Below are 26,673 nucleotides of genomic sequence, written 5' to 3'. Positions count from 1 at the left end.
CGCGGCCACACTATGTCAACAAGCCCCGGCGGCTTTCGTTTCGAGGGCGGCCGGGCCTTCTGTACGCTCTCGGTCGGGCAGGCCCGATCAGAAGTTGATCATGTGGCCGGCGAGGCCGTGGATCGCTTCCTGGAGCGCCTCGCTCAGGGTCGGGTGGGTGTGGACGTTGCGCGCCAGCTCGTTGACCGTCAGGTCCCACTTCTGGGCCAGGGTCAGCTCGGGCAGCAGCTCGGAGACGTCGGGGCCGATGAGGTGGCCGCCGAGCAGCTCGCCGTGCTTGGTGTCGGCGATCAGCTTCACGAAGCCCTGGGCGTCGCCGAGACCGTGCGCCTTGCCGTTGGCGGTGAACGGGAAGGTCGCGACCTTCACGTCGTAGCCCTCGTCCTTGGCCTGCTGCTCGGTCAGACCGAAGCTGGCGACCTGCGGCTGGCAGAAGGTGGCGCGCGGCATCATGCGGTAGTCGCCCAGCGCCATGGTCTCGGCGCCGCCGATGGTCTCCGCGGCCACCACGCCCTGCGCCTCCGCGACGTGCGCGAGCTGCAGCTTGGCGGTGACGTCGCCGATGGCGTAGATGCCGGGCACGTTGGTGCGCATGTAGTCATCAATGGCGATGGCGCCGCGATCGGTCAGCTGCACGCCTGTGTTCTCCAGGCCGTAGCCCTGCACGCGCGGCGCGAAGCCGACCGCCTGCAGCACCTTGTCCACGGTGACGGTCTCGACGTTGCCGGACTTGTTGTCCTTGATGGCGACGGTGACCTTGGAACCGTCGTCTTCGATGGACTGCACGGCCGCACCGGTGCTGATGGTGATGCCGAGCTTCTTGTACGCCTTGGTGATCTCCTTGGAGACGTCGGCGTCCTCGTTCGGCAGTGCGCGGTCGAGGAATTCGACGATGCGAACATCCACGCCGTAGTTCTTGAGCACGTACGCGAATTCCATGCCGATGGCGCCGGCGCCGACGATCAGGATCGAGCCCGGCAGGTCGCGGGTGAGGATCTGCTCCTCGTAGGTCACCACGTTGGCCGAGAGCGAGGTGCCCGGCAGCAGCTTGGTGGTGGTGCCGGTCGCGATGATCACGTTGTCGAACGTGATGGTCTCGGTGCCGCCCTTGGTGAGCGCGACGGAGATCGTCTTGGCGTCGGTGAACGTTCCCGCGCCGTCGAACTCGTCGATCTTGTTCTTCTTCATCAGGAAGTGGACGCCCTTGACGCGGCCGTCCGCCACCTTGCGGCTGCGGTCGAACGCGGCCCCGAAGTCGAAGCTGGCCTCACCGGAGATACCGAAGGTCTTGGCTTCTTTGTGGAAGATATGGGCCAGCTCCGCGTTTCGAAGCAGGGCCTTGGACGGAATGCAGCCCACGTTCAGGCACACCCCACCCCAGTATTTCTGCTCGACGATCGCTGTTCGCAGGCCGAGTTGAGCGGCACGAATCGCGGCGACGTAACCGCCGGGACCAGCACCGAGAACGACGACATCGTAGTGGGAAGTCACGCCCCGAGCGTAACCCCGGCGAGGGAATCGCACTCAGCCACTCCCCGCCTCGGTGAGATCCCCGCCATGGGATTCCGGACGGCACCGGCTGTCCGGTTTCGAAGCCGCTGATCACACCGGCGCGCGGGCGGCTACCGCCAGACCCGGGCCGCTACGCGCGCGAAATTGCCACCGAACAGCGCGGCCCGCTCGGTCTCGGAGAAGCCGCGCCCGGCGAGGATCTCGTCCAGGCCGGGAACCTCCGAACGCCCCAGCAGATCCTCGGGCGGCGTCCACTGAATGGGACCCCAGCGGGTGAACTCCGCGGAGAAACTCTCGGGATTGTCGGCGATCTCCTGATTGAACTGGTCACCGTCGAAGGAGAAGTCCGAGCTGATCCCGATGTGGTCGATGCCGAGCAGCTCCACGCCGTACACGATGTGGTCGGCCATGGCCGCGACGCGTTCGGCGCGCTCGTCCGGGCCGTTGTGGCCGAGGAAGATACCGACGCCGTTGATGCCGATGACGCCGCCGGTCGCGGCACAGGCACGGGCCTGATCGTCGGTGATATTGCGCGGATGCGCCCAGACGCCCGCGAAATTGGAGTGGCTGTAGATCATCGGCGCGGTGGTGACGGCGGCGATGTCCAGGCCGGTGCGCGCGGCGCAGTGCGAGCCGTCGGCGAACATGCCGACCTCGTTCAGCGTGCGGATCAGGTCGCGCCCGTAGGCGGTGAGACCGGTGTCCGCGGCGTCGAGGCAGCCGCCGCCCGCGGCGTTGGCGAAGTTGTAGGCGGGCAGCAGCGATCGCACGCCCAGGTCGTAGAAGACCTTGACGTTGTCGAGGTCACCGCCGAGCGGGGCGGAGTCCTCGAGGTCGAAGGCGAGGGCCAGGGTGTCGCGGGGCGTGGCGGGCCAGGCGTCCCCGAAACTCCCCACGAGGTGAAAGCGGCCGTCCGCCAGGGCTTCCCGGCGGAACCGGTGCAGCAGGGCGAGCGAGTCCGCGGTGCTGTGCAGCGAGTAGCCGACGTTGACCGAGAGATATGAGCCGAGCGGATACCTGGCCAGCTCGGTGACATCCGCGCTCGGCAGCAGCGGCAGGCAGCAGTGCTGCTCCCAGAGCCTGGGCGCGGACTTCTCGGGCACCGCGGAACCTCCTCGCTCGGACGGCATCGAACCAGCAATCCTACTGACCACCACGACGACGGAGCCCCCGCTCACACGCCGTGGTCGAACGCGCTCGGCCGCGTGTCACTAGGGTGGGACGCGTGGAACCCGGGGCAGCGATCAACGGCACGGTCTCCACCCAGCTGATTCGGCTCGTGCGCGATTCGGCGCTGCGCGCCGGGGCCGACCCGGGACAGCTCGCCGCGATCGCCGGCACCGACGACGCCACCCTGTCCGGGGAACTGAATCGCATCCCCATCGGGTCGCTGATTCGCCTGTGGGAGTTGGTCTCCCACAGCGGGGGCGGCACGGGCGCAGGTATCGCGGTGGTCGAGGCCGCGCCGCTGGGCACCCTGAGCACCTGGGACTACCTGGTCACCACCGGCCCGACGCTCACCGAGTCGCTGCGGGCGGCCCAGCCCTATCACCGCCTGGTCACCGCGGCCGAGGAAGGTTTCGACCTGCACGCCGACGGCGACCTCACCGTCGGATTCCGCACCACCGCGGGCGATCCCGCCGTGGTCTCGGTGGTCAACGAATACGTCCTGGCCTACTACCTGCGCCGCGCCCGCGAGGCCACCGGCCGCGACGTCCGCCCCACCCGCGTCACCTTCGCCGACGCCGCCCCCGCCCGGCACGCGGAGCTGATCACCGCCTTCGGCACGGAGAACATCGAATTCGGGGCCGGCGCCGACTCGATCACCTTCGCCGCCGCGGACGCGCACGCCCCGCTGCTGCGCGCCGACCCGACCCTGGCCGCGCTGCTGCGCAGTCACGCCGATCTCGTGCTGAACAGCTCGAAGGCCGTCGCCGACCCCCTCGACGCCTTCCGCACCGCCCTGACAGCGGCCCTGGCCGAGGCCGACCTGTCCCTCGACACCGTCGCCCACCGTCTCCTGCTCGGCCGCCGTACCCTGCAACGCCAGCTGTCCGATCACGGCACCACCTGGCGGCAGGAGGTCGACCGCGCCCGGCACGAGCAGGCCGAATCCCTGCTGGCACAGGGCAATCTGACCACCGCCGCCATCGCCACCCGCCTCGGGTTCACCGACGACCGCGCTTTCCGCAAGGCCTTCCACCGCTGGACCGGCGCCTCACCCTCCGCCGCCCGCACCGCCCACTGACCCCCCGCCTAGCACGCCCGCTCCGGACGCCCGGACAGCTGCCGCGGGCGATCGGCACAGGACAGCGATGCTGCGCCGACCGGAACCCCTGTACCGAACGGAATCCCCGTCCCAACGAGAAGTTCACGACCGAGGCACGCGAGTCCGAGCCGGTTCCGGCGGAAGTCGCGGCCGGGTGGTCGATCGCCGTGCCGAACACCTGGCACGTGCGGACCGGTCGGTGACACCGCAGGACCTGGGACGGGGCCCCGCACCGCCATAACGTTATCCACAACGAAGCGGACAGGCCGCCTCGGATAGCGAAAAGGTAAGTGCGACATGATTTCTCAGACTCGTTCCGCCCGTGAGATCCAGCTCGCCGCGCGCCCGGACGGCGTGCCGACGGCCGCGAACTTCGCGCTCGTGGAGCGCCCGGTGCCCGAGCTCGCCGCGGGACAGATCCTGGTGCGCAACACCTGGATGTCGGTGGACCCGTACATGCGGGGCCGCATGGACGACAAGGAGTCCTACATCCCGCCGTTCGAGCTGGGCGCGGCGCTCGAGGGTTCGGCGGTCGGCGAGGTCATCGAATCCCGTTCGGCGGCAATCCCGGTCGGCACGACCGTCACGCACTTCGCGGGCTGGCGCGAGGTCGCGGTGGTGGACGCCGAACACGCCACCCCGATCGACACCACCGTCGCCGCCGCCCACCACTTCCTGGGCGCACTGGGCACCACCGGCCTGACCGCCTACGCCGCGCTCACCGACGTGGCCCCGATCCGCCCCGGCGACACCGTGTTCATCTCGGCGGCGGCGGGCGCGGTCGGCAGCGTGGCGGGCCAGATCGCCAAGGCGCTGGGCGCGGGCCGGGTCATCGGATCGGCGGGCGGACCGGTCAAGACCGCACTGCTGCGCGAGGAGTTCGGCTACGACGCCGCGATCGACTACCGGGCGGGCAACCTGTCCGAGCAACTGGCGGCGGCCGCCCCCGGCGGCATCGACGTCTACCTCGACAGCGTCGGCGGCGAGCACCTGAAGGTCGCCGTCGAGGCCATGCGCCAGGGCGGGCGGATCGCGCTGGTGGGCGCGATCAGCGGCTACAACGGCGGCGGCGCGGCGGTCGCGCCCGACCTCTACCTGGCCGCGACGAAGGAGGTCACGCTGCGCGGCATGCTCGTCAACAGCTACTTCCCGCTGTTCGGGGAGTACATCGGCAAGGCCGCGGGCTGGCTGGCCGAGGGCACGCTGCGCACCCGCGAAACCGTGTACGAGGGCCTCGAGCAGGCGCCGGCCGCCTTCCTCGGCGTGCTGTCCGGAGCCAACACCGGCAAGATGCTCGTCCGGTTGGGTTGAGCGCCATGTTCGCCCAGAGCGGCACGGCACCCCTCTCCGGCACCTGTTCGGCAACAATATGGGGATGACCGGTGTTGGAGAGAGCGTGACGGACCCGTATCTGTGGCTGGAAGAGGTTACCGGTGAACGCGCGCTGGACTGGGCGCGCGCACACAACGAGGTGGTGATGGACCGGTTCGCGTCCTCGGACCGGTTCGCCGACCTGCAGGCCCGCATTCTGGCCATGCTCGACACCGATACCCGCATCGCCTATCCCGGCCGGCGCGGCCGCTGGCTCTACAACTTCTGGCGCGACGCCGAACATCCCAAGGGCCTGTGGCGGCGTACGAGTTTCGCCGAATACGCCACGGACGACCCGGACTGGGAAGTCCTGATCGACCTCGACGACCTGGCCGCGGCCGAGGACGAGAACTGGGTCTGGGGCGGGGCGGCGGTACTGCGCCCGGAGCAGTCCCGGGCTCTGATCAGCCTCTCGCGCGGTGGGGCGGACGCCAAGGTGATCCGCGAATTCGACATCGACGCCAAGGAATTCATCGCCCCCGCGGACGGCGGCTTCGAACTGCCCGAGGCCAAGTCCGAGATTCGCTGGATCGACATCGACACCGTCTACGTCGGAACCGATTTCGGCCCCGGCTCGCTCACCGATTCCGGCTACCCGCGCATCGCCAAACGCTGGCGGCGCGGCACCCCGCTGACCGCGGCGGACACCGTCTACGAGGGCGAGGCCGCCGATATCGCGGTCTCCGCCGGCTACGACCGAACCCCCGGCTACGAACGGCATTTCATCGGCCGCGCCACCGACTTCTTCAACGAGGAGGTCTACCTCCTGGAAGCCGATGACACCCTGCGCCGGCTGGAGCTGCCCACCGACTCCTCCGAATCCTGGTACAAGGATTGGCTGCTGGTGCAGCTGAAGTCGCCGTGGGAGATCGCGGGGGTCACCCATCCGACCGGCGCGCTGCTGGCCATCGACTTCGAGCGATTCCTCGGCGGCGCACGCGATTTCGAGGTGCTGTTCGCCCCCGACGCGCACACCGCGCTGCACGGCTACGGCTGGACCGAGAACCACCTGCTGCTCATCACCCTGGAAGACGTGCAGACCAAGCTGCACGTGCTGACCCCGGGCCCGGACGGCTGGACGCGCGAGCCGCTCGCCGACACCCCGCCGATGGCGACCACCAGCGTCATGAACCTCGACCCGCTCGAGGGCGGCGACGAATTCATGCTCTCCTCCAGCGGTTTCACCAGTCCGACCACGCTCATGTCGAGCTCGGTCGGCGGGCACACCGAGGTGCTCAAGCGGGAACCGGAGTTCTTCGACGCCGACGGCGTGGTCACCGAACAGTTCTTCGCCACCTCCGCGGACGGCACCCGGGTGCCGTACTTCGTCATCCGGCACCGCGATCACCTGGGCGGGCCGGTCCCGACCGTCATGTCCGGGTACGGCGGGTTCGAGGTCTCGCGCACCCCCGCCTACAGCGGCGCGTCCGGCATGGGCTGGCTCGAACGCGGCGGCGCGTGGGTCATGACCAATATCCGCGGCGGCGGCGAATACGGCCCGGACTGGCACACCTCGGTGCAGAAGGCCAACCGGCACAAGGTGTACGAGGATTTCTCCGCCATCGCCCGCGATCTGGTCGCGCGTGGCATCACCACGCACGAGCAGCTGGGCGCGGTCGGCGGCAGCAACGGCGGCCTGCTCATGGGCGTCATGCTCACCCGGTACCCGGAGCTGTTCGGCGCCATCGTGTGCCAGGTGCCGCTGCTGGACATGAAGCGCTATCACCTGCTGCTGGCGGGCGCGTCCTGGGTGGCGGAGTACGGCGACCCGGACAAGCCCGAGGAATGGGAGTACATCTCGAAGTACTCCCCGTACCAGAACACCGATCCGGACGGCGCGTACCCGCCGATCCTGCTCACCACCTCCACCCGCGACGATCGCGTGCACCCCGGTCACGCGCGAAAGATGGCCGCGCTCCTGGAATCCCAGGGGCATCCGATCTGGTACCACGAGAACATCGAGGGCGGGCACGGCGGCGCGGCGGACAACAAGCAGTCCGCTTTCCAGGCCGCGCTCATCTACGAGTTCTTCACCCGCACCCTGATGGAACGCGGCGCCTGAGGCCCTCGAAGACCGGAATCAGCGGTCCCGCAACCACTTCTCGACATAGTCGAGGGTGCTGGCGGGGTCGCTGATCCAGCCGTTGTGCCCCAGCGGTTCCGGATTGTGCCAGCGCGTGATGTCCGCCCGGGGCAGCTTGTCCAGCAGGTGCGCGGCCGACCTCGGCGGGGTCATCTCGTCCCCGGCCAGGGTTATCGAGAGCACCGGCAGTTTCAGCCGCCCGATGCGCTCCTCGTAGTCGATGTCCGCGCCCGCCGGTTCGAAACGCCCGGTGCGCGCCAGCCGCGCCAGGTCGGCGATGAGCACCTTGGACTGCGGCCCGAACCCGCCCGCGTTGATCTTGTCGCCCGGCCAGAGCCCGGCGAGGTTCCCGGCCATCGCCAGCGCCGCGCTGTTCAACAGGAAACCGGGCGTGGACAATCCGCGCACTCCCCGGTGATACGGCGTCCCCGACGCCACCAGGATCAGCCCGCCGAGCCGGCCGCGGATGCGCGAGGCGTACATGACCCCCAGCTGCCCGCCCATGCTGTGCCCGAGCAGGTACGGCGTGCTGTCCGGGAACCGCTGCCGCACGACCTGGAACATGGCGGGGAAGTCCACCGACACCAGTTCCTGGTATCCGTACCCCCTGCCCGGGTTCGGCCGGTAGCCGAGCGAGCCCCGGGGCCGTCCCCCGTTGCCGCGCAATTCGAGCAGCGCCACGTCGAAACCGCGGTCCGACAACGGCTTACCGAACAGCGAGTAGAACTCCCCCGGCACCCCGAGCCCCGGCGCGATGACCACCACCGGGCGCGGCGCGTCCGGGGTGATGGGATGCCGATGCGGCCCCCGCGCGGGCAGCAGCCACACCGACACGGCCGAACCGTCCGGCATCTGAATGGGCACCGTCTCCATGCGCCGAACCTACCCGCTTACACCATCCCCGCCCGGCAGCCGCCCGCTCGGTGCCCTGACCGGGCCGCAGGCGCGCCCGAAGCGCCCGGGTGAGGTCTCGACCCACCCGGGCGTTTCGACGGCAGCGACCGCCACAGCTCGACTCGGGCGCGAAACCCGGTGCGACCGATGACGGTTGACGATTCAGGCGCTGACGGCGCCCATGATGACGCGGCGCAGGACGCTGATGACCTCGTCCAGCGGCGGGCGCGGATCCGAACCGCTCCAGGCGTCCACGACGTAGTTCACCGCGCCGATGATGGCGAGCACGCGCATCTCGTAGTCCCCCGGCGGAATCTCCCCGTGCATCGCGGCGTCCTCGGCGGCACTGGCCAGCAGCGCACCCCACGCCCGGCGCAGTTCCAATCGAAACTTCTCGACCTTGGGACCCGCGCCGACCACCTCGACCAGGGCGACCCGCGCCTTGCGGGGATCCCGGCCGATGGATTCGATATAGGCGCGCACGGCGGCGTCGATGATATCGATGGCGTTGGCGCTGGACTGCTCGGCGATGGTGGCCGCGACGGCCTCCCGCGACTCCCGGTCGATCTGCTCGTAGAGTTCGAGCAGCAACGATTCGCGCCCGGTGAACTCCTCGTAGAACTGCCGCGACGAGAGGCCGGCGTCCTTGCAGATGGCGCCGACGGAGCTGTTCGCGTAACCGTCTCGCGCGAAGACCGTCAGCCCCGACTCCAGAAAACGCGCACGACGCTGCCGTTGCCGGTCTTCTACGGGCTGCCCGGCGTACATTCTTCCCGCGTTCGTTTCCTGTGACATTGCGCCAGACAATACCGAAGGGCCCGATCCCCTCGTCATGGATCGGGCCCTTCGTTTGCACCTTCGACATCCCGCGCGATAGCCGAAAGTTGGCTCAGTGTCTCGGGCCACTGCGGCGCACCGGGGACGGCGGATATAGGCAGGGGAACCGTCCCAGGTTCGGAACGCGAATCCGGGGGGAGATTCACGTTCCGATGCCGCATTGGCCCGAAAGTCACTGATCGTTTGCCACTCAACACGATACAGAGCGGACGAACTGGACGGAATACTTTTGAAGGAGTTTTTTCAGATTTATTCGCGGAACCCCGCTCACCTCGGTCGCGGCGGCCGCCGCCCACCCGGAATCTCCTGCAAAGTACCCACTCGACCCGGACATCACACGGGGCCCGATCCATGAATCACGGATCGGGCCCCGTGGGCACCGGTTCGGCGTCCGCGCAGTAGCCGAAAGGTGGCACTCGGACGGCTACTGGGCGGAGCCGCTCGCCGAGCCGGTCGCGAGCAGCTTCAAGATCGTCTGGGCCAGGATGTCGGAAATGATGTCGGTCATGGGGGTGCTCCGATTCAACAGGGTCGCCAGTGCCGTCACTGACTGTTTGCCAACCGGACGTTACCCAGCCGCGGGCCATGCATGGAAGCTTTTACCGGAAAAATCTAGAATAAATACCGGTCGGCTTCGAATCGGCCCCCACCAGCGGTTTCACTACCGGAACCCGGTCTCGCACGCCGCGCCGAGCGACGCGCCGGACCCGTCACATCCTCCGGTTACCGCGACCTCCCCGCAACCCCCGAATCGGGCCGGTTTCGAGCCGGCCGGCCTCATCCGGTGACCGGCACCTCCGGCTCGCCCAGGGTCAGCATGAGGCGGTTGGCCCAGGAGAACGACGCCGCGGACAGCACCAGATCGTGAATCTCGGTGTCGCTGAAAGCGAGCTCGCGCAGCCGGTCGATGTGCGACCGCTCGGCCCGGGGCGGATTGGCTGCCAGCGCGTCCACGAAATCGATTATGGCGTCCCATCTTTCATCGAGCCGAACGCCATTTCCCGCGTCCAGCAATCGCTGTACGTCCGCTTCGCGCTTGGACAGCGCGGAGGTGAATCGGGAATGCACCGAGGCGCAATATTCACAGCCGTTGTGCCGCGAGGTGACGGTGGCGGCGAGTTCCCTTTCGGCGCGGCCGACCCCGGCGCGACCGTAAAAGATCTCCTTGTCGTTGCCGCTGCGATGCTCGAGCACATTGACATTGCGCGCCAAAAGCCGGAAATACGGTCCGACGCCCCGATCACCCGCCAGCAAAGGAGCTTGGCGCTCATCGGCGTCGGCCGGCTTTATGGGTTCCACCCAGGGCACCCAGTCCAACTGCGCCTGGGTGAAACCCGCTGGGCGGCGGTCGGTATCGACGCTGCGTACCTCGGAGGTCGGGGTGTCACTCATGTGCGGCTCCGATCAGGGTGAGACCGGCCAGCAGCCGGGCCTGGTAATGGACGTAGCCGATCAGCTGGGCCACGGTCACGATGTCGGTCGCGGTGAGACCGGCCGCGCTCAGCGCGTCGATATCGGCGCGGGTGACGGTGGCGGGCGCGGTGCTCACCTGCGCGGCGTGCTTCAGCACGGCGGCCAGCACCGGATCACCGGCCGCGGGCACCGTGCCGAAACCCGCGTAGTGCGCGGCCAATTCGGGTGCGCCCGCCAGTTCCGCGACGGCCACCGCCGCCGCGATGACGCGCTCACGACCCAGGGCCACGGTGGCCGGACCGTCCAGCAGGGCTTCGAACACGCCCTGGGTGTGCTCGACCACGGGCGGGCGCGCCCGCCGCAACTCCCGCACCGCGGCCGCGCGGTCGCCCAGCACGGTGTCGATCACGTCGGCGTACGTCGGTGCGCCGCCGACTGTTTCGGTGCTCACCGCAGACGCCGTCGCGTCGGGAGCGCGGTCGCTCACGTCGGTCACTGTGTGTTTCCTTCCCGCCGGCCCAGTTGCGGGGCAACCTTCGTGGCGATGAGTTCGATGGAGCGCAGGGTGGCCTCGTGGCCGGGATCGACCGGATGCACCTGCACGATGAGGTCGGTGGCCCGCCGCACGGCGGTGTCGGCCGACAGGCGTGCCGCCACCTCGTCGGGGGTGCCGACGTACGTGTCGCGCAGAATCTCCTCGACCGAGCCCGCGATGCCGGCGTCGTGATTGCGGCGGAACTGATCCAGGAACCGCTGCGCACCGCGCTCGGCCAGGGTGCGGGCGGTGGCGCCGTCGTCGGCGACGAAAACGCCTCGGGAGGCGCCGATTCGGGGCTCCGCACCGGCGGGCAGCGCCGCCAGATACGCGTTGACCAGGGGTTCCTGAATCTCCCAGAGCGCGGAGTTCGCGGTGGCGGCGTCGCGCGGCTGCGCCTTGGACAGCAGCAGGCCGTCACCGGCCAAGCCGGCCCGGCGGGCCCCGGAGGCCGAGAAAGTCGCCTGCCACAACCTGTTTCGCAACTCCGGGGCGGGCGGATTGAGACCGCGACCGCCCACCAGCGGCGTCCCGGTCAGGGCGGCGGTCACCCGGGCGAGCTTGTCCGCGTACACCTGCTGCCGATCCGCCTGCCCCAGCTCGAACAGATCGAACGCGTGCTGGGAACCGCCCGCCCCGAACCCGAGTTCGAGCCGGCCGCCGCTGAGCGCGTCCAGCACCGCGGCGTCCTCGGCGACCCGGACCGGATCCTCCAGCGCGAGCGTGACGATGGCGGTTCCCAAGCGCAACTTCGGATTTCGCGCCGCCGCGTGCGCCAGGAAGACGAACGGCGACGGCAGTCCGCCCTCGTCCGGGTCCAGGTGGTGCTGCGCCACCCAGGCGGTGTCGTAGCCGAGCCGTTCGGCCGCGTCGAACTGTTCCAGGGCGTGCCGGTACACCGTGGCCGCGTCCTGATCCTGATCCGAGCGGACCAGGCGGGTGAAGAAGCCGAGCCGTCGTGTGGTCATACCATCGCCTTTCCCAGGTAGGCATCGCGCACGGCCGGATTGTCGATGAGTTCGGCGGCCGGTCCGTGCAACACGATCTCACCGGTGCGCAGCACATTCGCGGAATGCGCGATGCTCAGGGCGAGTTCGGCCTGCTGCTCCACGATGAGGATGGCCAGCCCCAGTTCCCGGTTCAGCCGGGCGATCTCGTCCAGCACCCGATCCACGAACAGCGGCGACAGGCCCATGGTGGGCTCGTCCATGCAGATCAGCCGCGGCTTGCTCATCAGCGCCCGCGCGAACGCCAGCATCTGCTGTTCGCCGCCCGACAGGGTGCCCGCGCGCTGGGCACGGCGCTCGGCCAGGCGCGGGAAGTGCTCGAAGAGTTCGGCGGCCCGCTCGGCCAGGACCGACCGGCGCTCCTTGCGGATGTAGCCGCCGACGAACAGGTTCTCCTGCACCGTCATGGCGGGGAACACCCGCCTGGCCTCGGGCACCGACGCCAGCCCCGCCGCGATCCGCGCCGACGGCGGCGTCCTGCTCACGTCCACCCCGTCGATGCGCACCGCGCCGGAGGTCGGCTGCAACAGCCCGAGCGCGGTCTTCATGGTGGTGGACTTGCCCGAGGCGTTACCGCCCAGCAGCGACACGATCTCGCCCGGGCGCACCCGCAGCGACACCTCGTCCAGCGCGCGCGACGCGCCGTAGTGCACGACTACCCTGTCGAATTCCAGTATGGGCGCGGAGTTTTCGTCGAAGCGGGCCGAACCGGCAAGCTCGGAGACCACCGCCGCGACAGTCCCGGCGCCGGCGGCATCAGTGGCCGGCATCCGCGGTCACCTTCCCTTTCACGTCTGCGTCGTCAGGTTTCTCCGAACCGGCCGGCACCCCGGGCTGCGCCGCACCCGCGGTGCCGGATTCCAACTCGGAGGCAGTGGCTTCTAGCCCGGCTCCGGTTCCGGAGTTGACGTCGGCCGCGACCGCACGCCGGCCACCGCGGCTCCTGCCCAGATACGCCTCGATCACCCGGGGATCCTCGAGCACCTCGTCCGGTGTGCCCTCGGCGATGACCCGGCCCTCGTCCAGCACCAGCACGCGGTCGGACAGGTCGTGCACCAGATCCATCTTGTGCTCGACCAGCAGTACCGTCTGGCCCCGCGCCTTCAATTCCGCCAGCTGCCTGCCGATTTCGGCGGTCTCGGTCTGGTTCATGCCCGCCGCGGGCTCGTCGAGCAGCAGCAGGCGCGGTTCCAGGGCCAGGGCGCGCGCGATCTCGGTGCGCCGGCGATTGGCGTAGGACAGGGTGAAGGCGAAGTTGTCGGCGCGCGGGGTGAGACGCTCGCCGAATCGCGCCAGCTGGGCGTCGATACGCGCGGCGGTCGCCCTGCGCTCGGCCCGCGCGGCCGGGGTAGGCACGAGCGCCACCCCCACCTCCGCGAGCAGGGATACCCAGCGCAGCAGCGGAATTCCCGCCAGTGCGCGCAGCGGTCGGGACGCGCGCAGGGTGGTCTGCAAGCCGACGTCCACGTTCTCGCGGACCGTCATGTTGCCGAACACCCGCCCGTTCTGGAAGGTGCGCGCGATGCCCGCGTTGGCCGCCGCCTCCGGCCTGCCGGGCCGAATACGCCTGCCGTGCACCAGAATCTCGCCCGCGTCAGGCTTCAGCACCCCCGAGATGAGGTTGACCGTGGTCGACTTACCGGAGCCGTTGGGCCCGATGATCGACACGAACTCCCCGGGCGCGATGGTGATGTCCAGGCCGTCGACCGCTCGGACGCCGCCGAAGGCCCGGCGCAGACCCCGAACCGACAGCACCGCGTCGCTCGGCCCCGCTACAGAGGTGATCGGCCCGGCCGCCGCATCGCGCTGCCCGACCGGCAGATCACTCTGCCCGACCGGCTCCGGCTCGCCACGCGGTCCGGATGCGGTCTCAGACGGTGACTTCGACACGTTCCCTCCTCACCAGAATGCCCTGCGGCCGGAACCGCACGACCAGCAGCAGCACCACGCCGTAGAGCACGATGCGCAGTTCGGGAGCCAGCCGCAGCGCCTCGGGCACCCCGATCAGCACCACCGCGCCCAGGACCGCGCCGTACGGCGAAGCCGTGCCGCCGAGCACCAGGATCGTCACCACCAGCAGCGACATCGGCAGGTTGAACACGGTCGGATCGATGTAGGAGTACTGGTGCGCCAGCAGCGCACCGCCGATCCCGGAGAAGAACGCGGCGATCGCGAAGGCCAGCGCCTTGTAGTCGCGCACCGGCACCCCCGCCGACCGCGCCGCCACCTCGTCCGCGCCGATGGCCCGGATCGCCGTTCCCAGCCGCGACCGCTGCACCGCGAGCAGCACCGCCAGCGTGATCGCCAGCACCACCAGCTCGAGCCGGAAGATCTCGGTGTGCGTGGTGAATTCGAACCCGAAGAGCTCCGGCGCCGGAATACCGAAGATGCCGTAGCTGCCCCGCGTCACCGGCTCCCAGTTGCGGATCAGCGCGACCGTCACGATGCCGATCCCGAGCGTGGCGATGGCGACGTAGTGCCCGCCGAGCCGCCACAGCGGCGCGGCCAGCACCGACGACACCACCGCGGCCAGGATTCCCGCGACGACGATCGCGGGCAGGAACGACCAGCCGTGCGAGACCGTCAGCACCGCCGAGGTGTACGCGCCGATCGCGATCGGCCCGGCCTGCCCGATGGCGAGCTGCCCCGCCGAACCCGCGACCAGCGTCATGGATACCGCGATGATCGCGTAGGCCAGGATCTGGGTGCCCACCGAGATGCCGTAGTCGTCGGATACGGCCGGAATCACCAGTCCCGCAACGGCGAACGCGATGAGCGCGTGCCACCACCGCACCCGCAGCTGCCGGCCCGACCCCAGGAAGGTGCCGGTCAGCGGTTCGGATTCGATGGCGGGCGGGCGCGCGAGCAGCCCGCCCGGCCGCAGCACCAGGAAGACGACCAGCAGTCCGAAGGTGATCAGATCGCGGTACCCGTCCCCGAAGGTGTAGATGCCGAACGCCTCCACCAGACCGAGGACGAAACCGCCGACCACCGCGCCGGGAATCGAGCCGAGCCCGCCGATGGTGGCGGCCACGAACCCGGTCATGCCGACGATGCCGCCGCTCGTCGGGGAGATGTTGGAGTTGTAGAGCCCGACGAAGATGCCCGCCAGCCCGCCCAGCCCCGAGGCGATGGCGAAGGCCAGCGACTGGATCCGCCCGACCCCGATCCCCATCTGCGCCGCGGCGTCCGGATCCTGCGCGGTGGCGCGAATGGCCAGCCCGTACCGGCTGTACCGCAGGAAGCTCCACAACCCCGCCATCACCGTGATGGTGATGGCGAACATGACCACGTCCGAGGTCCCGAACCGGATGCCACCCGCCTGAAAGTTGTTGGTGGGCAACACCTGCGGGAAGGGCCGGGTGTCGGGGCCGAAGATCAGCGCCACCACGTTCTCGAGAATCAGGCCCACCGCGACCGTGGCCAGCAGCGCCGCGATGGCCGGGGCGCGGCGCAGCGGCCGCACCGCGAGCACGTCGATCACCACACCCAGCAGCGCCGTGCCGCCCACCACCAGCACGAGAGCGAGCCACAGCGGCAGCCCCTGCTCGGCGATCAGCCACCAGCCCAGCACCGACCCGAACGCGAAGATCGCGCCGTGCGCGAAATTGATGACGTTGCTGACCCCGAAGATCAGGGTGATGCCCACGGCGATGAGCGCGTACGCATTGCCGTGGACCAGACCCGCTATGAGCGTGTCGAACATGGCGTTACTTGTTGCCGGTCGGCACGAAGGCGCCGTTCTTCAGGATCAGCTCGATCGGCTTGACCCCGCTCGGCCGGCGGGTCTGCTGATCGAAAGCGAAGGTGCCCAAACCGATTCCGTCGAAGTCCTTGACCTCGCGCAGGCCCTTCAGGATGCCCTCGCGGGTCGCGCCGCCGTGCTTTGCCGCCTTCACCAGCACGTTGATCGCGTCGTAGGCGTACACGTTGAAGTCGCCCGGGTCGACGTCGAACTTGGCGCGGAACCGCTGCACGAAGTCCACGACCTTGGGGTTGGTGTCCGCGGCGGTGAAGACGCCGTTCACGATGTCACCCTCGGCCGCGGCGCCCGCCAGCGAGATGAACTGCGGGGTGTTCTGGCCGCCGAAGAACTGGCCGCCGTATCCCACGTCGCGCAGCTGCTTGACGATGAGCGCGCCGTCCGGGCCGTAACCCAGGTGCACGAACGCCTCCGGGTTCGCGTCCCGGCCCTTGATCAGCACCGGGCGGAAGTCCTGCGAGTCCGGCAGAATCGGCGAGGAGTAGACGATCTCCACGCCCTTCTCCTTGGCGGACTGCTCGAAGAACTTGAAAGCCTGCTTACCCCAGTCGGTTTCGAGGTACACCACGGAAACCTTCTTGGCCTTCGCGGACACCCACTGGGCGTTGCGCTCCTGGAACACGTCCAGGGTGATCGACGGGCTCCACGAGTAGTCGCCGGCCTTGGTAAAGTCCACCGCGGAGTTGGTGAAGCCGTACTGCACCAGCTTGCCGCGGTTGTAGACCGGCGACGCCGCGATCGAGGCCGGGGACGAGAAGTCGCCCAGCTCGGCGATGATGGACTCGTCACCGACGAACTTGGTCGCGATGGGCACGGTCTGCTTCGGGTCGGATTGCGAATCCTCCCACTTCAATTCGACCTTCTTGCCGTCGATCCCGCCCGCGGCGTTGACCTCCTCCAGGGCCAGATCGAAGCCCTGCTGCCACAGCCGGCCGTACTCCGCCGACGGGCCCGACTTCGGCCCCGACACACCGAAATACACGGTGCCGCTGTCACTCTCGGAAGAACCGCCGCACGCCGATACCAGCCCGGCCACCAGGGCCGCCGATGCGATGCCCACCACTACCCGGAGACGACGCGACCCGGACCATTGCTTACTCATCTGATTCCTCTGAACTCACCGGCACACACCGGCCACAACGCGCTTGTGCTGCCCGGCGGGCAGCACCTGGTCGTCACCCGGGGCACCCCACCGCCGCGCGAGGGTTGCCGATCAGCGAGCCGGGGCTCGTCACTGCTGATACTCGTGACCGTGCGCGCAACGCTAGTGACGGGTCCGTTCCGTCAACAGCGTTCGAATCAACCTGAAGCCAAAAGGAAGTCGGTCCCGGGGCGCGGAGTCCGGCCCGGCACGTGCGAGCTCAGTTGCGCGCGGCCAGGTGCGCGGCGAGCCAGGCCGGGAACTCGGTGAGATCGCCCAGCACCACGTCCGCGCCCTCGGCCGAAAGCTCCTCGCCCGTATACGGTCCGGTGGTCACCGCGACCGCCAGCGCCCCGGCGACCTTCGCCCCGCGCACATCGCCCAGATGATCGCCGACGTAGACCGAAGCCCCATGCTCGCGCAGCGCCGTCCCCTTCTCCTCGGCCCAGACATCGCCCACGACGTCGTCCACCGGCAACCCGAGATGGTCGAGATGCAGGCGCGCGAGCGATTCCTTCTTGGCCGTGATGACCAGGGTGCGCCCACCGGCGCGATGCACCGCCGTGAGCGCGTCGAGCACGCCCGGCAACCGATCGGCGCGCGTGATCGCGAGGTCGGGGTACAGCTCGCGATAGCGGGCCACGACCCCCGGCACCTGGTCCGGCGGGAACCACTCGGCCGCCTCGATGGCCAGCGGCGGTCCCAGCCTCGACACCGCCAGCTCCGAATCGATGCGCACCCCGGTCTCGGCGGCCACCGCGTCCCACACCGCGGCGATGCCCGGACGCGAGTCGATCAGCGTCATATCCAGGTCGAACCCGACGACGAGTCCGGACCCGGCTGCGGGGTGCTCTGCTGGGGCCACCCTCCGACCTTACGGTTCGACCGAACGGCGGCGTCCGCGGCCCCGGCCGGGCATCCCGGGGTTCGCCCGGTCCGCGACGAAGCCGGGAATTCGGTTGCCGCCCCGAACTAGGCTCGAGGCCATGCCCAACGATCAGCGATCCCTGTTCTGCAGTGTCGAGCTCGGCGCCCGCATCGAGGGGGTGGAGAGCGAGCTGATCAGCGCGGGCAGCGCGGCGGCGCGGGCGCGACCGGGCGCGGACAGCGGCTTCCTGGTGCCGCTCGCGGGTGGGGTGGCGTCCTTCGCCGAACCGGGATCGCCGCTGAACAAGGTGGCCGGACTGGGTTTCGGCGGGGTGCCGAGCGCGGACGAGCTCGACGCCGTCGAGAAGCTCTACGCGGAGCGCGAAGCCCCGGTGCAGGTCGAACTCGCGCACCTGGCCGATCCGGCCGTGGGGGAGCTGCTCACCGGCCGCGGCTACCGGCTCGCCGGCTTCGAGAATGTGCTCGGCATCGATCTGCGCGGGGTCGCCGCGGCCGTCACGCCGCCGGAGATCACCGTAAGGCCCAGTGGCGACGACGAATTCGATACCTGGCTGGACATCATCGCCGACGGATTCGCCCAGCCCGACACCCAGGGCGTCGCCTCGCACGAGGAGTTCCCGCGCGAGATCATCGCCCGGGCCATGCGCGACCTCACCGGCGCGGCCGGGGTCCAGCGCTATGTCGCGCTGTACAACGGGCAGCTCGCCGGCGCGGCCAGCCTGCGCATCTCGCACGGCGTCGCCCAGCTCACCGGCGCGGCCACCCTGCTCGCGCACCGCCGCAAGGGCATTCAGTCCACGCTGCTCGTCAACCGTCTCACCATGGCCGCCGCCGCGGGTTGTGAGATCGCGGTCATCACCACCCAGCCCGGATCCAAATCCCAGCAGAACGCCCAGAACCGCGGGTTCGATCTGCTGTACACGCGCGCGATTCTGGTGAAAGCGCCGTAGGGCGGAGCGCTTCGGAGACGCAAAAGTTGTTTTCTGGAAAGACATTCGGAGAATTTGTCCGATGACAGGTGGCCGGTTCACTCGTTCGTGAACCGGCCACCCATCGGCCACACCGCCGACCTGCCGGGTCCGCGCGTCCCGATCGCGGGGTCAGCGCGATCGGTCGTCCTATACGCGCGAAACCCGTTGGGCATCAACCGATCACCCTGCCGGCGCGTAGCCCAGCGGCCGCGTCGAGAAAGCGCCGCGGCCGTGCGTGCGGCTGCGCAGTCGCGTCGCATAGCCGAATATCTCGGCCAGCGGCGCGATCGCCGTGACGACCACCGTGCCACCGTGCACCACCGAATCGGTGACCCGGCCGCGGCGGGCCGCGATATCGCCGAGCACCGCGCCGATGTCGTCCTCGGGCGCGGTGACCGTCAGCTCGACCGTCGGCTCCAGCAGTTGAAGCACGCCGGCCTGCAACGCTTCCCGCACCGCCTGCCGCGCGGCGACGCGGAACGCCCGCTCCGAGGAGTCGACCGGATGGGTCGCGCCGTCGGTGAGCCGCACCCGCACGCCGATCACCGGATGACCGCCGAGCGGACCCGCGACCAGCGCGTCGCGGCAGCCGGCTTCCACCGCCCGCACGTACTCGGGCGGCACCCGGCCGCCGGTCACCGTGGACTCGAACTCGAAATCCGCAGCGGGATCGAGCGGTTCGACATCGAGCACGATATCGGCGAACTGCCCGGGCCCACCGGACTGCTTGGCATGGCGGTACCGCAGCCCCGCCACCCCGCGCAGCACCGACTCCCGGTACGCCACCTGCGGACGGCCCACCGCGACCGCGATACCGCGATCACGGCGAATCTTCTCCACCGCCACCTCCAGATGCAGTTCCCCCAGTCCGGACAGCAGGGTCTGCCCCGACTCCGGATCGACCCACACGACCAGCGACGGATCCTCCTCGACCAGCCGGGTCAGGGCCGTCGTCAGCCGCTCGGTATCGGCGGAGACCTTCGCCTCCACCGCCACCGAGACCACGGGCTCGGTGACCGTCGGCGGCTCGAGCAGCCCCTGGGCCTCGGGCGCGCAGAGGGTCGCCCCGGCACGCGCCGACTTGGGACCGATCACGGCGACGATATCGCCGGCCACGGCCCGGTCGACCTCCTCGTGCCGATCGGCCTGCACCCGCAGAATGCGCCCGATCCGCTCGGAACGGTTCCCGAGCACATCGAACACCGCGTCGCCCTTGCGGAGCGTGCCCGCGTAGACCCGCAGGAAGGTGCGCCGCGCCGAACCCACCCCCTGGACCTTGAATACCAGGGCCACCAGGTGATGGTCCGGATTCGGAGCGATCACGCACTCGCTCGGCTCACCGCACTCCCACTCACCCCGGGCGGGCGGGCGGTCCAGCGGCGACGGCAGGAAGTCCACGATCGCGTCCAGCAGCGGTTCGACCCCGATATCGCGGTAGGCGGCCCCGCAGAGCACCGGCACCACCTCACCGGACAGCGTCAGCTCCCGCAGCGCCGCGATCAGGGTCGTATCGGACAGTGCCGCGGCGGTTTCGACGCCCTCCCGAACGTGGCCGAACGCATCGCCGAGGTCGGCGCGTCGTTCCTGACCGTCGCCGGTCGGCGACGGCACCGCACGGACCAGCTCCGGGGTGTAGAGCTCGTCGAGCGCCGCCGAATGTCGCTCGGCCACCGCCTCTTCCAGCGCACGCCTGCGTCCCAGCGCGCGCTCGAGCGCTGCGGGCGGGATCCCGGTCTCGGTCAGCGTGCCCGCCGTCCAGACGAGCGCCCGCATGCGGAGCAGATCGACCACACCGGTGAACCCGTCCTCCGCGCCGATCGGCATCTGCACCGCCAGCGGAGCCGGGTGCAGCCGCCGCCGAATCGACGCCACGGCGGCGTCGAAATCCGCACCGGCCCGGTCCATCTTGTTGACGAACGCGATCCGGGGCACGCCGTAGCGATCCGCGCGCCGCCACACCGACTCGCTCTGCGGTTCCACGCCCGCCACGGCGTCGAACACCGCGACGGCACCGTCGAGCACGCGCAGCGAACGCTCGACCTCGTCGGAGAAGTCGACGTGTCCCGGGGTGTCGATCACGGTGAGCCGGTGCGCGTTCCATTCGCACGCCACCGCGGCCGCGAAGATGGTGATGCCCCGCTCCCGCTCCTGGGCGTCGAAATCGGTGACGGTCGTGCCGTCGTGCACCTCGCCGCGTTTGTGAATCGCGCCCGCCAGGAACAGCATTCGCTCGGTGACGGTCGTCTTGCCCGCGTCCACGTGCGCGAGAATGCCGAGGTTTCGCACGGCGGCGATCGTTTGTCGAGAAGTGTTGGTACGCAAGGTCTTGGCCCTTCGTGCTGATTCGTGTCGAAACAGCGCGATTGCCCGGCTCCGTCGCGGCGACCTGTCCAGAGGTCGCACACGACCGCGAAACACCGCAGCGCCCCTACGGGCACGCGATGGGTCGCGAGGGAACGCCGGGTACTCAGTACCGGCCGCGCAGCCGGCACCGAGCCGGCGAGGACACCAGGATCACGTCGAACCGCGAACGGGCGGCGACGCGCGGACGAATATCACGCATGATCGGCTCCCTTCCGGCTCGCACCGTGCGGTGCGAAAAACGTTGCGATGTATGCGCGCCGGCCCCGACCGAGGTCGGGGCCGCGCGAGCGGCGAGGAGAGCGGAGACGCTGGATTCTTTTGAAGAGAGATTTTAGAAGGAAGCATCCCCATGGCCTCGCCTCCGGCAACGCTAGCAGAGCCCGCCGGGCGGAGTCACCGGGTTTTTCACGCGGCAAACGCGAAACCCCCAATCACAGCGGATCGGGGGTCAACGGGAGGAAAGCGGTGACGCTGGAGTGAAATCCAGCCCCGAAGGGCCTTCTTGAGAAGGAAGCATCACCATGGCCTCGCCGGAAGTCACCGTAGCAGTCGGCGTGTGATCACGGCACCGGGTTTCGTGCCAGCTGTGCCCCGGTCGCGAACGACCGGGGCAGAGTACGGCGAGGAAAGCGGTGACGCTGGGAGTCGGTCCCACGAGGGGCTACGAGTATTAGAAGGAAGCGCCCCCATGGCCTCGCCGTGCACCAACGTAGCAGTCAGGCGGGAATCAGGTCGCGCAGATTTTCCGGTGTGACGACCGTCGAGCCGGCGGGCAGACCATCCGGCCGGGCGAGACCGATGAAGGTCACCGGCGCGGTGATCGGACCGCCGTCCCACAGGACCGATTCGGTTGTCGCGGAGAGCAAACCGACCAGATACGCGACCGTCAGGTAGCGGCGCTCCACCACCGCCCGCGCCAGCGTCGCCGTCGTCAGCTGGTTCGACTCCACCCGGTTGAACTCTGGAGAGCCGGACAGGTGCAGATGCAGCCACTTCGCCCGCCAGCGGCCGTCCGCGTGCCGGAAGAAGGCCAGCGGCAGCGCGGTTCGGCCCGCACCGCGCAGCTCCGACTTCGCCCGCACCGTGCGCGGCTCGTACGGCGCGCCCTGCTGATAGGCATCGCGAGACATGTAGCCGAAGAACGACTCTCGCACCTCGTCGAAGCCCTCACCGGTGTAGATGTTCACCTGCGGCAGCACCAGGGCGGCCTCGACCTTGTCCAGCCGGATGTCGATGAACTCCGACGCGCCGTCCGGAGCCTCGGTGATATCGCCGGAGTGCACGCCGCCGACCTCGGTCAGATTGGTGTACGAGAGCCAGCCGGTACTCGTGAAATCCCGGTCCAGCAGCACGGCGGACAGATCGAAATCGGTCCGCAGCGCGCGCTCGTGCCAGTACACGAAGAACCGCAGCAGCTCCGCGTCGACGGTGGTGACCGACCCGCGCGGCAGCACCCCGAGACCGTCGCCGATGCCCTTGCCGCTCAACGGCAACGCCACCTCGAGGATCTCCGGATCGATGACGAGCGGCAGCGGCACGTCCAGCCGCCGCGTGATCTCGCGATCGATCATCTCCCGCAGCAGCTCCAGCACCTCCGGCGCGATCGGGTACCGCTCGTCGGGTACCACGCTCCCCCGGCCCGAGCGGTTCGCGAAGATCCGCATATCCCCGGACTCGCGATTGTCCAGATGCTCGCGCACCGACAGCAGCACCCGGCCGGACACCTCCTCGACCGCGCCGTTCAGCTCCAGCAGCACGCCCTCGCGCTCCAGATCTCCGAACGCCTTGCGGAGCAGATTGTCCATCGACCGGAACAGCATCCCCGGCGCGGAACGCAGCAGCTGCGCCGCGCCCACCACGTCACCGTCCGCGAGCATCCGCTCCAGCCGGGAGGCGAAGGACGGAGCCGCCAGCTCACCCCGCGCCACCGCGAAAACCTGTGCCGCGGAGTCGTATCGCGGGTACTCGTGCGGATGCAGCCGCTCCCCGAGCCGCTTCCACGCCTCGCGGCGCACCCCGACATCGCCGAGCTTGGCGGGCTGAGCCGCGATCACCCCGTCGAGCGCGGCCAGCAAGGCCCGGCGCACCGGACGCCGGAAACTCCGGAACCGGGTCGGCTCGAGCAGTGAGACATCACCGTCCGACAGCAGGCAGGCGAGCCGCAGCACATCGGTCACGGTGTCCACCAGCAGATCCGCGCCGGCGGCCAGGCGCACCTCGTTGAGAATCGCGCGATGCTCCCGGACCGGAACGGCCGTGGGCTGCGGACCGGTCGCGCAGTGCAGCGCCAGCTCGCGCAGCACCGCCACGTCCTCGTCCCCGAACGGGGTCACGCTGCCCGCCATGGACAGGTAGAGCGCCGAAACCTCTTCGGACAGCGTCATTCCCGCGTGCAGGACGGTCACCCGGTCCCGCACACTCGCGATCAGCTCATCGTGCGCGGCGATCATCTCGGCGTAGTCGTGCTGATAGGTCCCGTAGCCGGGCAGCGCCAGCAGATTCACTGCACCCGAACGGACGGACGCCTCCGCCTCGGCGGCGAGCTCGTCCCCGAGCGCGCGCACCAGGCACTCGGTCCAGAACTCCACGGTGTCCGGCACATTCGCCGGGAAGTCCCGGAAATAGACGTTGTGCTCGACATGGTCGCCGACCACCCGGCGCACCATGGGCAGCACCCGCACCGCGGTGTCGATGACCGTCCCGGCCGCGAGCCCGGACAACCGCGCGAACAACTCGCCGGACAGCTTGAAACCCGCCGACATCAGGACCGCGTCGAATTGCCTCGCCGCCACGGTTCCGTCCCCGGCCGGTCCTTCGACCGCCGGCACCCGGAACGTACGACCGACAACGAGCTCTTCGAGATCCACACTCATCCGACGATCTTCGCAGTCGAACAGCCATGCGGGCCAGGCAATATCAGTCCGCAGCCGGCTCGCGGACCAACTCGCGCACGGGAGCCGCGGCCACCGCCGCCCGGCCCGGCAGCGCCAGCGCCACCACCGCACCGAGCAGGGACAGCCCCGCGCCCACCGCGACCCCGGGCACGAAGCCGGCCACGAACTCCGCGGTCGAGCCGTAGCCGCCGAAACCCGCGAAGACCGCGACCACGACCGCTATTCCGAATACGCCGCCCAACTCCCGCATCATGCTGTTCGCCCCGGCGGCCTTGCCGATGGCCCCGTACTCGACCGCGCCGACCACCGCGCTCTGCGCGGTCGGAATCGCCATGGACACTCCGACCCCCGAGAGCACGAGCGGCGCCACCAGCGCACCGTACGACATCCCCGGATCGGCGATCAGGGCGATCCAACCCATCCCGGCCGCCTGCAGCATCAGGCCCGTCGCCATGATCGGCCGCTCGCCCACCCGGTCCGCCAGCGCCCCGGCCAGCGGTGCGCAGCAGAAGAGTGTCAGAGTCCAGGGCAGCAGGCGCAGACCGGCGCCGAGCGGACCGTAGTGGAAGACGATCTGCAGGAACTGCGCGTAGAAGAACACCGCGCCGAACAGCGCCGCGAAGGTCAGGAAGATCGCGACATTCCCTGCGGCGAACCCGCGCGAGGTGAACATGCGAATCGGGAACATCGGTGTGCGCGTGCGTGATTCCCAGATAGCGAACGCCACTATCGAGGCGAGTCCACCGGCGAGCGCCAGCAGCACCTCCGGATGAGACCAGCCGGCCACATTCCCGCGCACCAGACCCCACACCACACCCAGCGCACCCCCGGTGACCAGCAGCAGACCCGGGCCGTCGAACGCCGTATCCGAGCCGTAGCTCTCCGGAATCACGCGCAGCGCCAACGGAATCGCCAGCAGTCCCAGCGGCACGTTCACCCAGAAGATCCACTGCCAGGACAACCCCTCGGCGATGGCGCCGCCCACCAGCGGACCGCAGGCGACCGCCAGCCCGGTGACCCCCTCCAGCACACCGATCGCCACCCCCCGCCGCTCGGCCGGAAACGCCGCACTCACCAGCGTCAGCGCCAGGCTCATGATGAGCGCCGCACCCACACCCTGCACCACCCGCGCGGCGATCAACTGGCCGACCGTGCCCGCCAGGGCGCACGCCGCCGAACTCGCGACGAAGATCCCCAGCCCGGCCGCGAACATCCGCCGCCGCCCGAACCGGTCACCGGCCACCGCCGCGGTGATGAGCAGCACGGCGAAACTGAGGTTGTAGCCGTTGACCGTCCATTCCAGGGTCGTCGGCGACGCATCGAGATCGACCCGAATCGTGCCGAGCGCCGTCGCCACCACCAGGGTGTCCAGGGCCGCCATCATCGACGCCACCGCCGCCAGGGCAAGCACCCGGCGCTGTGTCGTCCGCGAAACCGACGTATCCATGAGATGTCCTTCCGATCGATCCGGACCCGCACAGATACCGACCGCCGCGCCGCTCGAACTCATCGGCCGCGCGCCGATGAATTCCGGGCCCGCGAGCGGTCGACACTCGTGAGGGGGCCGCACCGCGCCCGGCCGGAAGGATTCGATTGACCCGCACCGACGACTTCGCCGCGCGCACCATGCCCTACCGGCGTGAGCTGCTCGCCCACTGCTACCGCATGCTCGGCTCGGTCGACGACGCCGAGGACCTGGTGCAGGAGACACTGCTGCGCGCCTGGCGCGGCTACCCGGAATTCGAGGGCCGCGCCTCGCTGCGCACCTGGCTCTACCGGATAGCGACCAACGCCTGCCTCAACGCCCTCGCGCACAGCAGCCGCAAGGTCCTGCCGTCGGGCCTCGGCGGTCCCGCCGATCACCGCCATCCCCTCGGCCCCGAGGCCGACCGGGTGCCCTGGCTGCAACCACTGCCGGATTCGCGCGTCGCACCCGAGTCCGCCGATCCCGCCGCGATAGTCGACCTGCGCCACGGCACCCGCCTGGCCCTCGTCGCCGCCTGGCAGTACCTGCCGCCGCGGCAACGCGCCGTCCTGATCCTGCGAGATGTCCTGCGCTGGAGCGCAATCGAGGTGGCCGACCTGCTCGACACCACCGTCGTCGCAGTCAACAGCACCCTGCAACGCGCACACGCGACCCTGGCCGGACTACCCACCGCCGCCGAGGAGGTCAGCGAACCCGACGATCCCGCGGTACGCGCCCTCCTGGATCGCTACGCCGCGGCCTTCGAAGCCTTCGACATGGACGCGCTCGCGAAACTCCTGCTGGCCGACGCGGTCTGGGAGATGCCCCCGATCCTGGAATGGTTCGCCGGCCGCGCCGATGTCATCCACCTGATCCGCACCCGCTGCCCCGCCCGCGCCGGCCGGGTCCGCATGATCCCCACCGCGGCCAACGGCCAGCCCGCCTTCGCGATGTACCAGAACGGCGAGGCGCACTCGATCCAGATATTGAGCCCAACGCCTGCGGGGATAGCGCGGGTCGTCGCGTTCCACGGCGCGGATCGCTTCGTGCCCTTCGGATTACCGCGGTCACTGCCGGCGTAAGGGCCCGAAACGACAAAACCCCCTGACCGGAGTCGGGGGGCAAAGGTCGTGAAACGAGAAAGACCCCCAGCTTTCGCTGGGGGTCTTCCCGAATGATGTTCCGGCGGTGACCTACTCTCCCACACCCTGTCGAGTGCAGTACCATCGGCGCTGGTGGCCTTAGCTTCCGGGTTCGGAATGGGAC

21 protein-coding genes, 1 rRNA gene and 1 riboswitch are annotated in these 26,673 nt (G+C 69.5%); of the genes, 5 read left to right on the top strand and 17 right to left on the bottom strand.

The annotated features are described in order from the left end of the window. Window positions 1-87: 87 nt before the first annotated feature. Together lpdA and ACWIGI_RS40950 are read right to left on the bottom strand one after the other, a co-directional pair. Entirely contained in the window at window positions 88-1,491 is a 1,404-nt protein-coding gene (lpdA, locus tag ACWIGI_RS40955) for a dihydrolipoyl dehydrogenase (RefSeq protein ID WP_454209084.1), read from the bottom strand. Window positions 1,492-1,622: 131 nt separating this feature from the next. After that, complete coding sequence (locus ACWIGI_RS40950; RefSeq protein ID WP_454209083.1) at window positions 1,623-2,615, bottom strand: dipeptidase; 993 nt, start codon at window positions 2,613-2,615, stop codon at window positions 1,623-1,625. A gap of 122 nt (window positions 2,616-2,737) precedes the next feature. Here ACWIGI_RS40950 and ACWIGI_RS40945 point away from each other — a divergent pair, with 122 nt between their 5' ends. The 3 genes from ACWIGI_RS40945 to ACWIGI_RS40935 all read left to right on the top strand — a co-directional run bounded on the left by ACWIGI_RS40945 (window position 2,738) and on the right by ACWIGI_RS40935 (window position 7,214). Beyond that, complete coding sequence (locus ACWIGI_RS40945) at window positions 2,738-3,760, top strand: AraC family transcriptional regulator ligand-binding domain-containing protein (RefSeq protein ID WP_454209082.1); 1,023 nt, start codon at window positions 2,738-2,740, stop codon at window positions 3,758-3,760. Between the two features lie 318 nt (window positions 3,761-4,078). Further along, window positions 4,079-5,092, top strand: a complete 1,014-nt coding sequence (locus ACWIGI_RS40940; RefSeq protein ID WP_454209081.1) for an NADP-dependent oxidoreductase — start codon at window positions 4,079-4,081, stop codon at window positions 5,090-5,092. A 64-nt stretch (window positions 5,093-5,156) separates the two neighbouring features. Beyond that, window positions 5,157-7,214: a prolyl oligopeptidase family serine peptidase gene (locus tag ACWIGI_RS40935; RefSeq protein WP_454209080.1), complete on the top strand. Its 2,058-nt coding sequence runs from the start codon at window positions 5,157-5,159 to the stop codon at window positions 7,212-7,214. Window positions 7,215-7,232: 18 nt separating this feature from the next. Here ACWIGI_RS40935 and ACWIGI_RS40930 read toward each other — a convergent pair whose 3' ends face one another. The 11 genes from ACWIGI_RS40930 to ACWIGI_RS40880 all read right to left on the bottom strand — a co-directional run bounded on the left by ACWIGI_RS40930 (window position 7,233) and on the right by ACWIGI_RS40880 (window position 17,690). Beyond that, the gene (locus ACWIGI_RS40930) at window positions 7,233-8,108 is read right to left on the bottom strand and encodes an alpha/beta fold hydrolase (RefSeq protein WP_454209079.1); all 876 of its coding nucleotides are present in this window, start codon (window positions 8,106-8,108) and stop codon (window positions 7,233-7,235) included. Window positions 8,109-8,291: 183 nt separating this feature from the next. After that, window positions 8,292-8,924, bottom strand: coding sequence for a TetR/AcrR family transcriptional regulator (locus tag ACWIGI_RS40925; protein WP_454209078.1), 633 nt, complete (start codon window positions 8,922-8,924; stop codon window positions 8,292-8,294). Between the two features lie 466 nt (window positions 8,925-9,390). Next, on the bottom strand, window positions 9,391-9,513 hold the full coding sequence (locus ACWIGI_RS40920; protein ID WP_454209077.1) for a hypothetical protein: 123 nt from the start codon (window positions 9,511-9,513) through the stop codon (window positions 9,391-9,393). A 230-nt stretch (window positions 9,514-9,743) separates the two neighbouring features. Next, window positions 9,744-10,358: a peroxidase-related enzyme gene (locus tag ACWIGI_RS40915; protein WP_454209076.1), complete on the bottom strand. Its 615-nt coding sequence runs from the start codon at window positions 10,356-10,358 to the stop codon at window positions 9,744-9,746. Beyond that, window positions 10,351-10,875, bottom strand: a complete 525-nt coding sequence (locus tag ACWIGI_RS40910; protein ID WP_454209075.1) for a hypothetical protein — start codon at window positions 10,873-10,875, stop codon at window positions 10,351-10,353. Before ACWIGI_RS40910 ends, ACWIGI_RS40915 begins: the two co-directional genes overlap by 8 nt. After that, on the bottom strand, window positions 10,872-11,882 hold the full coding sequence (locus tag ACWIGI_RS40905; RefSeq protein ID WP_454209074.1) for a putative FMN-dependent luciferase-like monooxygenase: 1,011 nt from the start codon (window positions 11,880-11,882) through the stop codon (window positions 10,872-10,874). Before ACWIGI_RS40905 ends, ACWIGI_RS40910 begins: the two co-directional genes overlap by 4 nt. After that, the gene (locus tag ACWIGI_RS40900) at window positions 11,879-12,691 is read right to left on the bottom strand and encodes an ABC transporter ATP-binding protein (RefSeq protein WP_454209073.1); all 813 of its coding nucleotides are present in this window, start codon (window positions 12,689-12,691) and stop codon (window positions 11,879-11,881) included. The genes ACWIGI_RS40905 and ACWIGI_RS40900 overlap by 4 nt, the downstream gene beginning before the upstream one ends. After that, entirely contained in the window at window positions 12,678-13,811 is a 1,134-nt protein-coding gene (locus ACWIGI_RS40895) for an ABC transporter ATP-binding protein (protein ID WP_454209072.1), read from the bottom strand. Before ACWIGI_RS40895 ends, ACWIGI_RS40900 begins: the two co-directional genes overlap by 14 nt. Further along, window positions 13,792-15,627 (bottom strand): ABC transporter permease, encoded by a 1,836-nt coding sequence (locus ACWIGI_RS40890; RefSeq protein ID WP_454209071.1) that lies wholly within the window; start codon window positions 15,625-15,627, stop codon window positions 13,792-13,794. The genes ACWIGI_RS40895 and ACWIGI_RS40890 overlap by 20 nt, the downstream gene beginning before the upstream one ends. Window positions 15,628-15,631: 4 nt before the next feature. Then, window positions 15,632-16,786 carry an ABC transporter substrate-binding protein gene (locus tag ACWIGI_RS40885; RefSeq protein WP_454209070.1) on the bottom strand — a complete coding sequence of 385 codons (1,155 nt, stop codon included), beginning with the start codon at window positions 16,784-16,786 and terminating at the stop codon, window positions 15,632-15,634. A gap of 34 nt (window positions 16,787-16,820) precedes the next feature. Further along, a riboswitch (SAM riboswitch) is annotated at window positions 16,821-16,936 on the bottom strand. Window positions 16,937-17,045: 109 nt separating this feature from the next. Then, entirely contained in the window at window positions 17,046-17,690 is a 645-nt protein-coding gene (locus tag ACWIGI_RS40880; RefSeq protein ID WP_454209069.1) for an HAD family hydrolase, read from the bottom strand. 142 nt (window positions 17,691-17,832) lie between these two features. Here ACWIGI_RS40880 and ACWIGI_RS40875 point away from each other — a divergent pair, with 142 nt between their 5' ends. Continuing rightward, a complete protein-coding gene (locus ACWIGI_RS40875; protein ID WP_454209086.1) occupies window positions 17,833-18,663 on the top strand; it encodes a GNAT family N-acetyltransferase in 831 nt (276 codons plus the stop codon). A gap of 201 nt (window positions 18,664-18,864) precedes the next feature. On the opposite strand, the gene ACWIGI_RS40870 is transcribed toward ACWIGI_RS40875, so the two are convergent. The 3 genes from ACWIGI_RS40870 to ACWIGI_RS40860 all read right to left on the bottom strand — a co-directional run bounded on the left by ACWIGI_RS40870 (window position 18,865) and on the right by ACWIGI_RS40860 (window position 25,389). Then, the gene (locus ACWIGI_RS40870; protein WP_454209068.1) at window positions 18,865-20,970 is read right to left on the bottom strand and encodes an elongation factor G; all 2,106 of its coding nucleotides are present in this window, start codon (window positions 20,968-20,970) and stop codon (window positions 18,865-18,867) included. A 794-nt stretch (window positions 20,971-21,764) separates the two neighbouring features. Continuing rightward, a complete protein-coding gene (locus tag ACWIGI_RS40865) occupies window positions 21,765-23,921 on the bottom strand; it encodes a hypothetical protein (protein ID WP_454209067.1) in 2,157 nt (718 codons plus the stop codon). Between the two features lie 43 nt (window positions 23,922-23,964). Beyond that, complete coding sequence (locus ACWIGI_RS40860; protein ID WP_454209066.1) at window positions 23,965-25,389, bottom strand: DHA2 family efflux MFS transporter permease subunit; 1,425 nt, start codon at window positions 25,387-25,389, stop codon at window positions 23,965-23,967. A 140-nt stretch (window positions 25,390-25,529) separates the two neighbouring features. On the opposite strand from ACWIGI_RS40860, the gene ACWIGI_RS40855 reads away from it, so the two are divergent. Beyond that, complete coding sequence (locus tag ACWIGI_RS40855) at window positions 25,530-26,489, top strand: sigma-70 family RNA polymerase sigma factor (protein WP_454209085.1); 960 nt, start codon at window positions 25,530-25,532, stop codon at window positions 26,487-26,489. A gap of 98 nt (window positions 26,490-26,587) precedes the next feature. Here the strand turns inward: ACWIGI_RS40855 and rrf are convergent. Further along, window positions 26,588-26,673 (bottom strand): 5S ribosomal RNA (gene rrf / locus ACWIGI_RS40850); the annotation flags it as partial.

This window comes from Nocardia sp. NPDC055321, from assembly GCF_053645575.1.
This window is presented reverse-complemented; position numbering and strand designations above follow the sequence as displayed.